Here is a 14,405-nt window from a genome sequence, read left to right as displayed (position 1 = left end):
TCGACCTCGGCCATCGTCAGTTGGAAGCAATTCGAGTACGTACGGCAGCCATCAGGGCAGCAAGGAGCCGCTGGTCGGCGCCGTTGTCCAGTCAGATTGAGCGGCGGTTCCTCCGCCGCTTGGCGTCCTGTACGGCCACCCAGCCGAGGATGCGCGAATGGAGAGTTTGGGGGTCCGGCCGCTCTCCCGCGTCGACCACGATCGTGTCGAGTTCGGCCAGGGCCGTGACGAACTGGGCGCCGAGGTACAGGTACAGCTCGATGCGGCGGGCGGGGTAGTAGCCGGCCAGCAGGTTGAGCCGTACGTCCGCGCACGGCCAGGGGTGGGCGTCGACCCGGCAGATCCAGAGTGGCCGCAGCGGCGTGTGCTCGGCCAGTTCGGGGACGATCGGGTCAACGGTCACAGTTCCCCGCGTCCGGGCAGCGGGGACACGAAGTGAGGCTCGGCCAGGTGCAGGTGAGGGTGGCCGTCGGGCAGTGCCCGACGATGCACAGCGAGATCCAGCTTCTCGCCATCGTCGCCTTCGTCCAGGACTTCGACGCCGACGAGGGCCACCCACTGCGCGACGACCAGGCCGAGGCGGTCGGGAATATGCGTCACCCGCATGAGTAGTGGACGCTTACTGCCCGGGTCCTCGCCCTCCCGCTCGTAGTCCGAGGGCTGGAGGTCGAGCACGTCCCCCACTTGGAGCATCATCGTCGCTCGCTCCTTCCCATGGTCCCGTAGCAGGTCAGTTGGCCCAGGGTCCATGGGCGCTCTTGGAAGAGGGTGGTCTCTTCCGTGGCCCAAGCCGGCAGCACCGGGGATGGGGTATCTGGCGGTGGGGCCGCCAGTGGTGACGGTGGCGCGAGCAGTCTCACGATCCAGTCGCACCAGACGGGCCAGGCAAACATGTTGCACCTCCTCGACGTTGGAAGCGGGGCTGTCCCGCGGGGAGGCTGGGACAGCCCCGCGCACTCCCGCCCGTCCTTGCCGCGTGGATCCGAACGGGAGCGCCTGTTTCCACCCTGGACCGATGACGCGGGGTGACGGAAGATATTCGCAGAGCATTATGGATGGATAGCCCGGGTGCGTTCCTTCGAGAGGAGCGCGACCGCTTATACAGGGGGGATAAGGGTGAATAACCTTCCGACGCGACTCAAACAGCTACGCGCGGAACGTGCGGTTACCCAGGACCAGTTGGCCGAATCGATCCAGGTCAGCAGCTCATTGATCGCGGCCTTCGAGACGAATCGACTGGTCCCACAGCCTGATACGGCCAAGGCTCTGGACGAATACCTTGGGACCGGGAACGAAATCCAGCGGGCGGCGGCCGAGGCCCGTAAGAACCGGAGGCCCGCGCCGAGTTGGTTCCTTCCCTGGCGGAAGGTGGAGGAGACCGCCGCAACCCTGCGCTACTTCCAAGCGACCCTGATTCCCGGCCTGTTGCAGACGGAGGCTTACGCCCGAGAAATATTCGCCAGCACATGCCTGCATACGGATGAGGAGGTGACGAACCGGATCGCCTCCCGGATGGAGCGGCAGGCCGCGATCCTCGACCGAGAAGACCGCCCCGCGTTCATCTTCATCCTGGATGCCGCCACCCTCCGGTGCGGCCCCTCCGCGATCGCCAAAGACCAGTTGTTGCATCTAGCCGATGTGGGAGCCCGACCGAATGTCTTCGTGCACGTCATCCCGGACTACGCCGCACTCCACGCGGGTCGCAGTGGTTCCATCACTCTGGCAAACATCGAGGGCGGGAGCATGGTCGGTCTTCTGGAGGACTTTTACGAAGATCGAGTAGAAGCGGATCCAGCCCGCGTGATCGGGATGGATCGCACGTGGCACGCTATAGCGGCGGTCGCCCTGCCCTGCGACCAGTCAAGAGACCTTATCCTGAGGTTGGTGGATGATCATGACGACTCAGCGGCCGACCTGGCGCAAGTCCAGCCGTAGCGGCCAGAGCGGCGGGAACTGTGTGGAGGTTGCTGACAACCTGCCCGGCCGCGTGCTCGTGCGGGACACCAAGGACCGTGACGGCGGCACCCTGACCTTCGGCCCGGCCGAGTGGTCGGCGTTCGTCGGCTTCGCGAAGAGTGCCAGCTAGTCCCCGAGCAACGGCCGTACTTCGGTCCCCTGTTTATGGGATCCCAGCCAAGAGAGCCCCGGCGCGATGCTGGGGTTCTCTTCGTATCTCGCCCAAATCGACTCCCACCTGCCCCCGGTGCGGTACGACTGCCCGCGGCGCCTCCCGGATCATCTGCTCCGACCAAGTCGAGGGTGGCCTGGAAGTGCATGCCAAGCTTGTCGTACCTGGCGGCACGGCAGCGCGACGACACCCAGGTGCGCGAAGGCACCCGCTCGGCTCCGCCCCTTCGGGTGGCCCTCCGACTGGCCGCCCTGCCGGCCTGACGCGGGGCCGGGGTGTCCGTCGCCCGCTACCAGCTCCCACTGCGCCGGGCGTGCCAGGGACGGCCGTCCGGGTCGTAGACCAGGCGGTAGACCGGCACCGCCCAGACCCGGGTCAACCAGCGCAGCCGTTCCGGTTGGTGCGGGCGTAGCCGACCCGGCGGCCGGGGCCCGAGTTGGCCACCGTCATGCCACGCCTGTAGCGCCGCCGCGCCGGCCGCGATGGCTCGCACCGCCTCCTGCGGATCGAGCAGGTCGTCGTCCTCGCTGCCGTCGGCGGCCCGGTCCAGGTGCTCACGCCACAGCCGCAGCCGCAGTTCGCGGGCAAACCGGCGGGCCCCGTCGCCGAGCCCGGACGGGTCGGTGGGCGTCCGGTCGTCGGCCGTGTCGTCGAGTACGGCGCAGGACAGTTCGCTGTCGTGGGTCCACGATCGGCGGTTGAAGTTGTCGCTGCCCACGCTCGCCCAGACGTCGTCCACCACACAGACCTTGGCGTGCACGTACACCGGGTCACCGGACCGGTTCTCCACGTCGAAGACGTGCACCCGCTCGGGTGCGGCGCGCTCGCAGAGGGCGAGCGCCTGCTCCCGCCCCACCATGTTCGGCGGCAGGGCCAGCCGACCGTCCACGTCGGGGTAGCGGGGCACCACGGCGACCAGGTGCAACTCCGGGTTGGCCCGCAACGCGGCGGCGAACAGGTCGGCCACCTCGGTCGACCAGAGGTACTGGTCCTCAAGGTAGATCAGCTTTCGGGCCCGGTGGATCGCCTTGGTGTAGCCACGGGCCACCGTACGCTCCCCGTCCGGGGCGAACGGGTAGCGCGGCCGGACCGCCGGATAGGTGCGCAGCACCTGGATGTGGTGCGGCCCGCAGGGCGGCGGGTCGGGGGGCTGGGCCGGCAGCGGGTCGGCTCTCAGGTCCGCCCCGCGCAGCCGGTCCCGCAGGTACGCCATCGGGTTCTCCGAGTCCAGCGGCATCGGATCGGTCCAGCGCTCCCGGAAGACGGTGTCCAGCGCACCGACCACCGGCCCCCGCACCGCCAACTGCACGTCGTGCCAGGGTGGGCGGTCGCCGTAACGGGGTGACATCGCCACCGCCTGCGGGTCGCCCCGGTGGTCGGCGTCGTCGCGCCGGCTGTGACAGAGGTCGATCCCACCGGCAAAGGCGATGTCCCGCTCCGGCTCGTTCGGGTGCCGCAGCACCACCAACTTCTGGTGGTGCGAGCCGCCCCGCCGGACCCGCTGGTCGAGGAGCACCTCGCCACCGGCGGCCGAGACGGCCTCGCTGAGGCTGCGGTTCTCCTCCTCGCTGTACTGGAGCCGGTCCAGGTGGGAACGCCAGATCAGACCTTTGACCACCACGCCACGTTGCGCCGCCTGGCAGAACAACTCGGACACGGTGGGACCTTCCGGGCGCATCCGTTGGTCCGGGTCACCCCGCCAGTCAGTGAAGAACAGGTGGTCCCCGGCCCGCAACGCCTCGACCTCGGTCACCAACCGATCGAAGTACGCCGCGCCATGAATCAGCGGTTCGGCCTGGTTTCCGCTGGTGGAGGCGGGTAGGTGGGAGGTCGGATTGCCGCGCTCCTGCGCGGTGAGGAACCAGTCCTCCGTCGCCACGTGCCAGCCCTCCAAGGTCGATTACGTCCTCACCGTATGCCGACGGGGCCGGGCTCCGCACCACGAAGCGCGTTCGCCTGCCGCTCCGGGGGGCTCCGGCTAGCCCCGTCCGGCAGTGGCGCCTGCTCTTCTACACGTCGTCCGACCGCTACAAGGCCCTGGAGGCACACCTGTTGAAGCACCACCCCCCGGCGTAATCCCCAGGTAATCGCGACACCGAACGCTACCGACGCCACCGAGTGCTTGGAATGGCTTCGCCATCAGTCGCCGCGACCGAGTCCACTCCGTAGCCACGAGGAGCACCCGCTAGACGCGCGACGATCTTGCACTTGTGGCGGTACACAAATCCGGGTGAACCTCGCTTATCCGGGCGCCACAACTGCAAGATCGTCGGCGAAGTCGGGCCGTCCGAGCCCTCTGTCGACGGGGTTTCCGCGACGGACGGGGTTCTCGCGAAGGACGGGGTTCTCGCGAAGGACGGGGTTCTCGCGAAGGACGGGGTTCTCGCGAAGAAGGACCCCGGCGGGGTGCCGGGGTCCTTCTTTTGTGTCTGGCGTACGGGTGCGGGGGTCAGGGGAGGGCGTTGAGGAAGGGTTCGTGGCTGTTCTTGAACTCCCAGTTGTAGAAGCGGTCCCAGTTGATGGACCAGGTCATCAGGCCACGGAAGTTCGGGTTGGTGCCGCTGCGCGGGGTGTAGCCGCCGCAGTTGGTGCCCCGCACCAGGCAGTTCACCGCCTGTTGTACGCCTGCCGGTGCGACGTACCCGTTGCCGGCGCTGCTGCCTGCGGGCGTACCGAATGCGATTTGGTCCTCGCGTAGGGCGGGGAAGACGTTGGCGGTGTTGCCGGCGACCGGGAAGCCGGCGAGCAGCATGTCGGTCATGGCGATGTGGAAGTCGGCGCCGCCCATGGTGTGGTACTGGTTGTCCAGCCCCATGATCGGACCGGAGTTGTAGTCCTGCACGTGCAGGACGGTGATGTCGTTGCGCAGCGCGTGGATGACCGGCAGGTACGAGCCGGCGCGCGGGTCCTGGCCGCCCCACGGCCCCGAGCCGTAGAACTGGTATCCGAGCTGCACGAAGAAGGTCTCCGGCGCCATCGTGAGCACGAAACCGGCGCCGTAGCGGGCCTTGAGCGTACGGATCGCGGAGATCAGATTGACGATCACCGGGGTGGTCGGGTTCCTGAAGTCGGTGTCGCCGGTGTTCAGCGACAGCGAGTGCCCCTCGAAGTCGATGTCGAGCCCGTTGAGGCCGTACCGGTCGATGATCGCGGCGACCGAGCTGACGAACTTGTCCCGGGCGGCGGTGGTGGTGAGCTGCACCAGCCCGTTCTGGCCGCCGATCGAGATGAGCACCTTCTTACCCTGCTGCTGCTTGGCCCGGATGGCGGCGGTGAACTGCGCCTCCGTCTCGACGCCGGGGCATTCCGCGATCGGGCAGAGCTGGAACCGGATGTCGCCGGAGGTGACGGACGTCGGTTCACCGAAGGCGAGGTTGATGATGTCCCACTCGGCCGGTACGTCGGCCATCTTCACGTAGCCGGAGCCGTTGGCGAAGCTGCTGTGCAGGTAACCGATGAGCGCGTGCTTCGGCAGCCCGGTGTTCGGCGGCGGGCCGGTGGTCGGCGGTGGCGTGGTCGGCGGGGCGGTGGTGGGTGGCGGGGTGGTCGGCGGCCGGGTCGTCGGCGGTGGCGTTGTCGGCGGCCGGGTGGTCGGCGGGGCGGTGGTGGCCGGTGGTGTGGTCGGGGTGGTCCCGCCGCCGCACGCGGCCCCGTTCAGGGTGCAGTTGCCCGGTGTGCCCGGACCGGTGGCGTTGAAGCCGAACGACGCGGACGCACCGGGAGCCAGGTTTCCGTTCCAGGACCGGTTGGTGAAGGTGAACCGCTGCCCGGAGGAGGTCATCGAGGCGTCCCAGAACGTCCCGACGGTGCTCCCCGACGGCAGGTCGAACGCCACCGTCCAGGAGGCGAGTGTTGTGGTACCGCCGTTGGTGACGGTGTACTTGCCCTCCCAGCCGGAGCCCCAGTCGGAGACCTTGACGAAGGTCGCCGTCGGACCGGCGGCGAAGGCGGGCACCGCCACCGCGATCGCGCCGACCCCGGCCGCCAGCGCGGCGACCACACCGATGAACAACGATCTGGAGCGTCTCATCCAGTCCTCCCGACCGGTCGTGGCGCGGGCGGCCATCGACAGTTGGCCAATTATTAGGACTGTTAACTGTTTCTGTAAAGCCCTGCCGACCATCGATGACTTGGATCGATGTCCGCCGAAGCATGGTCACCTTCGGGTAAACAGCCGACGAAGACCATCGAGCTTCGTTGACACCCGGCGCGGGCGCGGCAAGAGTTCCGTACCAAACGGGCACATCGCTATGTCCAAGGAGGATTCTGGTGAAAGCACGGACATCGCTCGTCACGGCGCTGGTCGCGACCCTGCTGATCGCCGCCGCCGGGCCGGTCAGCGCCGCACCGGCCGGCGATCCGACCGGCAGCGCCGTCGAGAGCGACGGCGTCGCCGCCGCCGCGGTCACCCTGAACGCGGCCAACTTCCGGTTACAGGCCAGCGCGTACGGTGGCCTCATCGACGACCTGGACGCCGCGCTGCCGAACGTCAGCGTGCCGACCGTCGTCGGTGACGGGAACCGGGTGGCGACCGGCTGCTCCCCCGCCGCCGCCAACCGGGTCGCCTCCTTCTGCTGGAACAGCGGCGACAACAACGTGACGTACTGGATTCCGCAGGCGATCACCACCACCGCGGACGCGTACGAGGTCGGCACCTACGAGGGCGCCACCGCGATCCTGGTGAGCTGGTACGACGACGCCTCCGACGGCATCGACCGGGGCGTACGGGTGTCCTTCGTGGACTACTCCACGCCGAGCGCACCGACCTACCGGCACGTGCTGCTGGTCGAGCCGTACGCGCGCAGCGACGGCAAGGCCTCGTTCCGCCCGGTGAACGTGCACGCGGGCGGCATGTTCTGGTACGGCTACTACCTCTACGTCGCCTCCACCAGCGCCGGCTTCCGGGTCTTCGACATGCGGCACCTGTGGCAGACCGCCACCAGCAACGACGCCGTGATCGGCCTCCAGTCCGACGGCAGCTACCAGGCGTACGGCTACAAGTACGTGCTGCCGCAGGCGCTGACGTACACCCGCTCGACCACCGGCGGGTACACCAACCTGACGTACTCGTTCGTCGCCCTGGACCGGACCAGCACCCCGGACAGCGTGGTCGTCGGCGAGTACGCCAACCCCGGCACCGGCACCCGGCTGGTCCGCTTCCCGATCGACTACACCACCCGCATGCTCACCACCGGCAGCGACGGTTACGCCCACGGCTCGCAGGCGTACGACGTCTCGGTCACCAGCATGCAGGGCGCGACCGCGATCAACGGCAAGTTCTACCTGTCCACCAGCGACGGCAGTGGCAACAAGGGCGACCTGGCCACGTTCAGTCCCGGCGGCTCGGTGGTCATGCACACCGACGCGCTGCCGATCGGCCCCGAGGACCTCTCCTACTGGCCGGCGAAGGACCAGCTCTGGTCGCTGACCGAGTACGCCGGCAGCCGGTCGGTGTTCGCGGTGCGCGCGTCGGCGTACTGAGCTGATTCACCTGCCCGGCGGGGCCGGTCAGTCGAGTCTGATCCGGTGACCGGCCCGGTCGAACAGGAGCAGCCGGTCCAGGTCGACGGCGAGCGCCATCGGGGCACCGGGCCGGGGCGGGGTCAGCGCGGGCAGCCGTACCACGAGGTCACCGGCGGGTGGCTGCTCGTCGCCGGACGCCGGGTCGTACACGGGGTAGAAGCCGTACTCGGTGCGGGCGGTCGCGGGCGGCTCGGCCGTACGTTGGTGCGGGATCATCCGGGCGATGGTGTGCCGGAACGGGTGCCCGGTCGGCGGCTCGTCGGCGAGTACGTCGGCCAGGTGCCGACCGGTGTCCGGGTGCTCCAGCCGGGACTCCGCGACCGAGGTCGGCACCCCGCCGATGTCCACGTGCACCAGCGCCTCGTGCCCGAGTTGCTCCACCGACCGTACGGTGCCGCGCAGCACCGCGCCCGACTCGGTGTCACCGACCACCGGGGTCAGCGCGTCCGGGCGTACGGCCAGGGTCACCCGCTCGGTGTGCCGTTCGAGCAGGGTCCGGGTACGCGGGTCGTGGCGGGACAGTTCCAGGAGTTGTGAGCCGAGGTCGATCAGGATCCGCTCGGTCTCGACGTAGACCGCACCCTGGAACAGGCTGGGTCGCGGCGTGCCGAGGAACGCGGCGACGAACAGGCTGACCGGGTCGCCGTAGACCTCGGCCGGCGTACCGACCTGTTGCAGCCGGCCCCGGCGCAGCACCGCCACCCGGTCCGCCATCGTCATCGCCTCGACCTGGTCGTGGGTGACGTACACGGTGGTGACCCCGAGGCGGCGGGACAACCCGGCGATCTCCGTACGCAGCTCGGCCCGTACGCCAGCGTCCAGATTGGACAGCGGTTCGTCGAGCAGGAAGGCGTGCGGCCGGCGGACGAGCGCGCGGGCCATCGCGACCCGCTGCTTCTGGCCCCCGGAGAGACGACCGGGGCGACGGGACAGCAGGTCGGTGATGCCGAGTTGCGCCGCCGCCTCGCCGATCCGGGCGGCGAGGGCACCTTCCGGCTCCGCGCCGAGCCGCAGCGGGAAACCGATGTTCTGGGCCACGGTCAGGTTCGGGTAGAGGGCGTAGTCCTGGAAGACCATCGCGACCCGGCGCTGGTGCGCCGCCCGTTCGTCGGGCACCTCACCGTCGAACAGCACTCGTCCGGCGGTCGGCTCCTCCAGCCCGGCGACCAGCCGCAGGATCGTCGACTTGCCGCAACCGGTCGGTCCGAGCAGGGCCACGAACTCCCCGGTGGCGACCTCCAGACTCAGGTCGTCGACCGCGACGACCCCGCCGTCGAAGACCTTCGTCAGCCGGTCGATGGTGATGGTGACCAATACGACCACCTCCTGCCCCCATCGTCCGGGCCGGTACGGCAACCGCGCTACCCCCGTGGCGTGGTTGCGCCCGACGCCCCACCCCCTGCGCCCGACGGGGACGCCGTTGCCGGGTTACCAGGCGCCGGTAGGGGTGAGGGCGGCGTGGGCCGGGCGTTCGCGGGCGGTGTTGGCCCACTGCCGGTAGACCCGCTCGTACCCTTCGGCCATCATCTCGGCGGAGAAGGCGTTCCGTACGTGAGTCACGCAGGCGGCCGGGTCGAGATCACCCGCATCGAGCAGGGCCTGCGGCAGGTCGTCCGGGTCGACGCAGATCATGCCCGTCTCCCCCGGCCGGACCAGTTCCGGTACGGCACCCCGGTCGAGTGCCACCACCGGCGTACCGGTGGCCATCGCCTCGACCATCACCATGCCGAACGGCTCCTCCCACCGGATCGGCATGATCAGGCAGCGGGCGTCGAGCATCAGTTGGAAACAGGTGGCCCGGTCCGGGTTGCGCAGCACGGTCAGGTCCGGGCCCTGCAACGGCTCGATCACCTCGGCTAGGTAACGCTGCTCCTCCGGCTCGTCGCACTTGCCCGCCAGCACCAGCGACAGCCCGGCCGCCCGGCAGGCGCGTACGGCCAGGTCGGGGCCCTTGTCGGGGCTGAACCGGGCCAGCCACAGTACGGGTCCGGTGGCGGGCACCGCCTTGTGCGGTACGTCGTCCAACGCCAACCCGTTGTGCACCGTCGCCGCCCACGGCAGGTACGGCCGCAGCCGCCGCTGGGCGTGCGAGATAGCGACCAGTCCCACCGAACGGTCGACGTCGGCCAGGATGTCCCCGAGTTCCCCAGTGGGTCTGTTGTGGACGGTCGCGACCGTGGGCACCGAGCGCCGGGGTGCGACGAACGGGCCGATAGTGGTGTGGTCGTGCACCACGTCGAAGACGTCCGGATTGATCATCTGGTCGGCCCGGGCCAGGTGTGCCAATTCGGGCAACGACTGCCCGAGGCGCTCGTGCTGCAACTCCGGCATCGTCCCGACGAAACGGGCAGCGGTGCCGGAACCGGTCCCGGCGCCGAAGAGGGTCACTTCGTGCCCACGGGCGGCCAACGCGTCCACCAGCGACGCACAGACCTGTTCGACCCCGCCGTACCCCTTGGGCGGCAGCTCGTACCACGGCGGTACGACCATGGCGATCCGCAACGGTACGGTCTGGTCGAATCGGTCGATCGGCATGTGGTTCACGACGTCGAGCCCTCCCCACTGCTCCGGCTGACCCGCCGGATAGTTCGGGTTTCCCTGCTCGGCCGGGGATAACCGGCCGGACCGACAGGTGGGGAAAAGGGTGCGGCGGGCGACGTGACCAACCCCCTTGGTCACATCGCCCGCCGCTTGGGGAGGAGGCGCACTTCCGGGTTACGGAAGAACCGCCTTCAGGTACGAACGGGTTCTCCTGCTATGACGTCTCGGCCAGCGTCACGGTTGCCGTCTTCTCCACACCATTTCGGGTGAAGGTCAACTGCACCTTGTCGCCCACCTTGCCGGTCTGCACGGCCCCCACCAGATCGTTGGAGTCGTTGATCGTCTTGTCGCCGAACTTGCTGATGACATCGCCCTGCTGGATACCGGCCTGGGCGGCTGGGCTGCCCTCGGTCACCCCGCCGACCACGGCACCGCCGTTGTCCGCCTCGGTCACGCTCACCCCGAGGTACGGGTGGCTGACCTTCTGACCCTGCTGGAGCTTGCCGGCCACGTCCTTGGCCTTGTTGCTCGGGATCGCGAAGCCCACACCGATGTTGCCGTTGCTGCCGGCGGTGGCGATGGCGGTGTTGATGCCGATCACCTCGCCCTTGGTGTTGATCAGGGCACCGCCGGAGTTACCCGGGTTGATCGGGGCGTCGGTCTGGAGCAGCCCGGAGATCGAGCTGGCCGCCTGCGGCGGCTGCTGCTGCTGGAACGGGTTCTGCGGCTGAGACTCGTCCTCGCCACCGGCCTGGATGGTCCGGTCCTTGGCGCTGAGGATGCCCGCGGTCACCGAACCCTGCAGCCCCAGCGGGCTGCCCAGGGCGAGCACCGTGTCACCGACCTGCATCGCGTCGCTGTCACCGAACTTCGCCGGGCTCAGGTCGCTGACCCCCTGTGCCTTGACCACCGCGAGGTCGGTCTTCGGGTCGGTGCCGATGATCTTCGCCTGGGCGGTCTTGCCGTCCGCGAAGACCACCTTGACCGTGTCCCCGGTGGCGCTGGCCACCACGTGGTTGTTGGTCAGCACGTAACCGTCGGCGCTGAGCACCACGCCCGAACCTTCACCGCTGCCGGTGGTGATCGAGACGACGCTGTTCTCCACCGAGGCGGCGATCTTCGGCAGGTCTGCGCTGTTGATGATCGGCGCGGCGGTGTACGTCCGGGTGGTGCCGGAGGAACCTCCGTCGAGTGCCAACGCGACCGCGCCACCGGCGATGCCGGAGCCGGCCATCAGCACCAGCGCGGCGGCGCCGATCGCCGCGAACCTGCCCAGCCGGCTCGGCTGCGGCTGGTGACCTGGCCCACCCGGGCCCTGGGCCCAGATCGGCGGCGGGTTGCCACCGAGGTGCGGCGGCTGCGGCGGCATCGGGGCACCGGGCGTGTGCTGCCCGGCGTAGCTGGGGTTGCCGGTCCAGCCCGGCTGGTTCTGGGCGGCCGGGTGCCAGGGGCTCGGCGGGTAGGAGGCCGGCGCCGCGGAACCGGGCTGGGCGCCGCCGTACTGGCCGGCGTAGGGGTCGGTCGGCCTCGGGTAACCGGCGTACGGCCCGGCCGCATGCGGCGCCGGAGCGCCGTGCCCGGCGTACGGGTTGCCGTACGGGTCGGTGGTCGCTCCGGTCGGCCCGGCCGGTCCACCGGTCGTCGGCGCGGTGCTCTGCTGCTCCGGGAGGGCGGCGGTCGGCTCGGCGGTGGTCGGCTCGGTGCCGTCGGCTGCCTGGCCGGGAGCCGTGGGGGTGGAGTCGGCCGGCCCGCGCTCGACGGGCGACAACTCCGCGGTGGGAAACGACGGCTTGGCGTCGGCGTCGGCGTTGGCCGAAGGCCGCTGCGGGTCGGTTTCGTACTCGCTCATGACACCTACCTTGCCCCGTAGCTCTGCGACCCACCTGGAATCGCACTGGACGTTCGCTGTGAATCGCGCAACCTGCGGCTAGTTTGCCGCTACTCGCTCTCGGCCGGCTCGGCGACGGACGGGGCGAGCGGCACCTTGACCCGGAAGGTGGCGCCGCCACCCGGCGTCTCCAGCACCTCGACACTGCCGTGGTGTGCCGCCACCAGCGCGGCGACGATCGCCAGCCCCAGACCCGTACCGGCGGCACCGCCGACCCGGCGGGTACGGGCCGCGTCCGCCCGGTAGAACCGTTCGAAGACCCGTTCGGCCTGCTCCGGCGGGAGGCCCGGACCGGTGTCGGCGACCTCGAACACGGCCAGGTTGCCGGCCTCGGTACGCAGCCGCAGGGTCACCGAGGCGTCCGGTGGCGTGTGCGTGAGCGCGTTGGTCATCAGGTTTCCGAGCACCTGACGCAGGCGTGCGTCGTCGGCGAGGACAACGAGGTCCCCGGCACCCGGAGTCGTCTCCAACGAGATGTTCCGCTCCGGCGCGATCGCCTGCGCCGCCTGCACCGCCTCGGTCGCCAGCACCGGCAGTTCCACCGGGCCAAGCACCAGCGGTCGCTCCCGGTCCAGCCGGGCCAGCAGCAGCAGGTCCTCGACCAGCAGCCCCATCCGGGCCGCCTCGTCCTCGATCCGGCGGACCAGGCGGGCGGTTTCCTCCGGGGAGCCGGCCGCACCCTGCCGGTACAGCTCGGCGAAGCCGCGGATGGTGGTCAGCGGCGTACGCAACTCGTGCGAGGCGTCCGCCACGAACTGCCGCATCCGCTCCTCCGAACGGCGGGCCCGGGCCTCGGAGGCCTGTGCGGCGAACGCCGCGTCCCGCGCCCCGAGTTCGGCGTTGCGGGCGGCGGTCTCGGACGCGGCCCGAGCGGTGAACGCCGCCTCGATCTGGGTGAGCATCGCGTTCAGGGCACGGGAGAGCCGACCCAGTTCGGTCTTCGGCTCCTCCGCCCCCGGCTCGGGGTCGGGCACCCGCCGGGTCAGGTCGCCGTCGGCGATCGCCGCCGCGGTCTGCTCGATCTTGACCAGCGGGCGGAGGCTGGTCCGGACTATGGCCGCGCCCAGCGAGGCGAGCAGGATCAGCACCGCGCCGCCGACCAGCAGGTCGATCCAGACGAGCTGCTTCACCGCCTGGTCGACGTCGGTCAGGTGCTGCCCCACCGCGGCCATCTGGCCGCCGGGCAGCTCGGTGTAGAGCATCCGCCAACGCACCGTGCCGTCGTGCGCCTTGACGGTGAACGGGTCACCCTGCAACTTGGCGAACCCGTCCGGGTCGGACGGCCACGGCGGCAGGTCGGCGGGGGTGAACCGGTCGGTGTCGTACCGCAGGTCGGGCTGCTTGGGGTCGTCGGTGGTCAGCACCACGATGTAGTCGGCCAGCGGCAGCGAGATGGTCCCGCCGCGCGGCGAGATGGACAGCGACTGGAGGCTGCGTACGGACGTGTGCAGTTCCGCGTCCACCTGGCTGACCAGGTAGCTGCGCAGGAAGAAGGTCGTCATCACGCTGATCACCAGCAGCGCGGCGGCGACCAGCGCGAGCACCGCGGTGACCAGCTTGAACCGCAGCGGGGTGCTCCGCAGCCGACTCTTCAGCGAGGAAACCGGACTGGTCACGCCGCGGGCTTACGCAGCACGTAGCCGACGCCCCGCAGGGTGTGGATCAGCCGGGGCTGACTGGTGTCGACCTTGCGCCGCAGGTAGGAGATGTACGACTCGACGATGTTGTCGTCGCCCCGGAAGTCGTAGTTCCACACGTGGTCGAGGATCTGCGCCTTGGACAGCACCCGGTTCGCGTTGAGCATCAGGTAACGCAGCAACTTGAACTCGGTCGGCGAGAGCTGCACCCGCTGCCCGGCCCGGTGCACCTCGTGCGTCTCCTCGTCGAGTTCCAGGTCGGCGAAGCTGAGCCGGGACGGCGCCTGCTCCCCGGTCGCCGTACGCCGCAGCACGGCCCGGATCCGGGCGGTCAACTCCTCCAGGCTGAACGGCTTGGTGACGTAGTCGTCGCCGCCGAGGGTCAGTCCACGGATCTTGTCGTCGGTGGCGTCGCGCGCGGTCAGGAACACCACCGGCGTACGCGTGCCGCTCTCCCGCATCAGCCGGATGACCTCGAAACCGTCCAGGTCGGGCAGCATGACGTCGAGTACGACCAGGTCGGGGCGGCGGTCCTTGGCCGCGGTGACGGCGGCACTGCCGCTGGTCGCCGTGGCCACGTCGAAGCCGGCGAAACGCAGGCTCGCGGAGAGCAACTCCAGGATGTTGGGGTCGTCTTCCACCACGAGTAGTCGTGCCTCGGTCTGCGCAGCCATGACCACATCATCCG

General features: G+C 69.7%; 12 protein-coding genes. 3 read left to right on the top strand and 9 right to left on the bottom strand.

Annotation, left to right across the window (positions count from 1 at the left end):
- Positions 1 to 91: 91 nt before the first annotated feature.
- Positions 92 to 403 carry a hypothetical protein gene (locus AB0J90_RS07410; RefSeq protein ID WP_363593166.1) on the bottom strand — a complete coding sequence of 104 codons (312 nt, stop codon included), beginning with the start codon at positions 401 to 403 and terminating at the stop codon, positions 92 to 94.
- The gene (locus AB0J90_RS07405) at positions 400 to 696 is read right to left on the bottom strand and encodes a hypothetical protein (RefSeq protein ID WP_363593164.1); all 297 of its coding nucleotides are present in this window, start codon (positions 694 to 696) and stop codon (positions 400 to 402) included. Before AB0J90_RS07405 ends, AB0J90_RS07410 begins: the two co-directional genes overlap by 4 nt.
- A gap of 372 nt (positions 697 to 1,068) precedes the next feature.
- Here AB0J90_RS07405 and AB0J90_RS07400 point away from each other — a divergent pair, with 372 nt between their 5' ends.
- Together AB0J90_RS07400 and AB0J90_RS07395 are read left to right on the top strand one after the other, a co-directional pair.
- Complete coding sequence (locus AB0J90_RS07400) at positions 1,069 to 1,935, top strand: Scr1 family TA system antitoxin-like transcriptional regulator (protein WP_363593162.1); 867 nt, start codon at positions 1,069 to 1,071, stop codon at positions 1,933 to 1,935.
- Positions 1,895 to 2,086, top strand: coding sequence for a DUF397 domain-containing protein (locus AB0J90_RS07395; RefSeq protein ID WP_363593160.1), 192 nt, complete (start codon positions 1,895 to 1,897; stop codon positions 2,084 to 2,086). Before AB0J90_RS07400 ends, AB0J90_RS07395 begins: the two co-directional genes overlap by 41 nt.
- Before the next feature lie 331 nt (positions 2,087 to 2,417).
- Here AB0J90_RS07395 and AB0J90_RS07390 read toward each other — a convergent pair whose 3' ends face one another.
- Both AB0J90_RS07390 and AB0J90_RS07385 read right to left on the bottom strand, forming a co-directional pair.
- Positions 2,418 to 4,007 (bottom strand): phospholipase D-like domain-containing protein, encoded by a 1,590-nt coding sequence (locus AB0J90_RS07390; RefSeq protein WP_363593158.1) that lies wholly within the window; start codon positions 4,005 to 4,007, stop codon positions 2,418 to 2,420.
- Positions 4,008 to 4,577: 570 nt separating this feature from the next.
- Positions 4,578 to 6,158, bottom strand: a complete 1,581-nt coding sequence (locus tag AB0J90_RS07385) for a cellulose binding domain-containing protein (RefSeq protein ID WP_363593156.1) — start codon at positions 6,156 to 6,158, stop codon at positions 4,578 to 4,580.
- Positions 6,159 to 6,397: 239 nt separating this feature from the next.
- On the opposite strand from AB0J90_RS07385, the gene AB0J90_RS07380 reads away from it, so the two are divergent.
- Positions 6,398 to 7,609: a hypothetical protein gene (locus AB0J90_RS07380; protein ID WP_363593154.1), complete on the top strand. Its 1,212-nt coding sequence runs from the start codon at positions 6,398 to 6,400 to the stop codon at positions 7,607 to 7,609.
- 27 nt (positions 7,610 to 7,636) lie between these two features.
- On the opposite strand, the gene AB0J90_RS07375 is transcribed toward AB0J90_RS07380, so the two are convergent.
- The 5 genes from AB0J90_RS07375 to AB0J90_RS07355 form a co-directional block, all read right to left on the bottom strand.
- Entirely contained in the window at positions 7,637 to 8,965 is a 1,329-nt protein-coding gene (locus AB0J90_RS07375) for an ABC transporter ATP-binding protein (protein ID WP_363593152.1), read from the bottom strand.
- 114 nt (positions 8,966 to 9,079) lie between these two features.
- Positions 9,080 to 10,186, bottom strand: coding sequence for a glycosyltransferase family 4 protein (locus tag AB0J90_RS07370; RefSeq protein ID WP_363593150.1), 1,107 nt, complete (start codon positions 10,184 to 10,186; stop codon positions 9,080 to 9,082).
- A 220-nt stretch (positions 10,187 to 10,406) separates the two neighbouring features.
- Positions 10,407 to 12,041 (bottom strand): trypsin-like peptidase domain-containing protein, encoded by a 1,635-nt coding sequence (locus AB0J90_RS07365; protein WP_363593148.1) that lies wholly within the window; start codon positions 12,039 to 12,041, stop codon positions 10,407 to 10,409.
- Between the two features lie 89 nt (positions 12,042 to 12,130).
- Positions 12,131 to 13,696, bottom strand: coding sequence for a HAMP domain-containing sensor histidine kinase (locus AB0J90_RS07360; protein WP_363593146.1), 1,566 nt, complete (start codon positions 13,694 to 13,696; stop codon positions 12,131 to 12,133).
- Positions 13,693 to 14,391 carry a response regulator transcription factor gene (locus tag AB0J90_RS07355; protein WP_326562744.1) on the bottom strand — a complete coding sequence of 233 codons (699 nt, stop codon included), beginning with the start codon at positions 14,389 to 14,391 and terminating at the stop codon, positions 13,693 to 13,695. The genes AB0J90_RS07360 and AB0J90_RS07355 overlap by 4 nt, the downstream gene beginning before the upstream one ends.
- Positions 14,392 to 14,405: the final 14 nt, after the last annotated feature.

The sequence above is a fragment of the Micromonospora sp. NPDC049523 genome (assembly GCF_040676775.1).
In the GTDB taxonomy this organism is placed as follows: domain Bacteria; phylum Actinomycetota; class Actinomycetes; order Mycobacteriales; family Micromonosporaceae; genus Micromonospora_G.
This window is presented reverse-complemented; position numbering and strand designations above follow the sequence as displayed.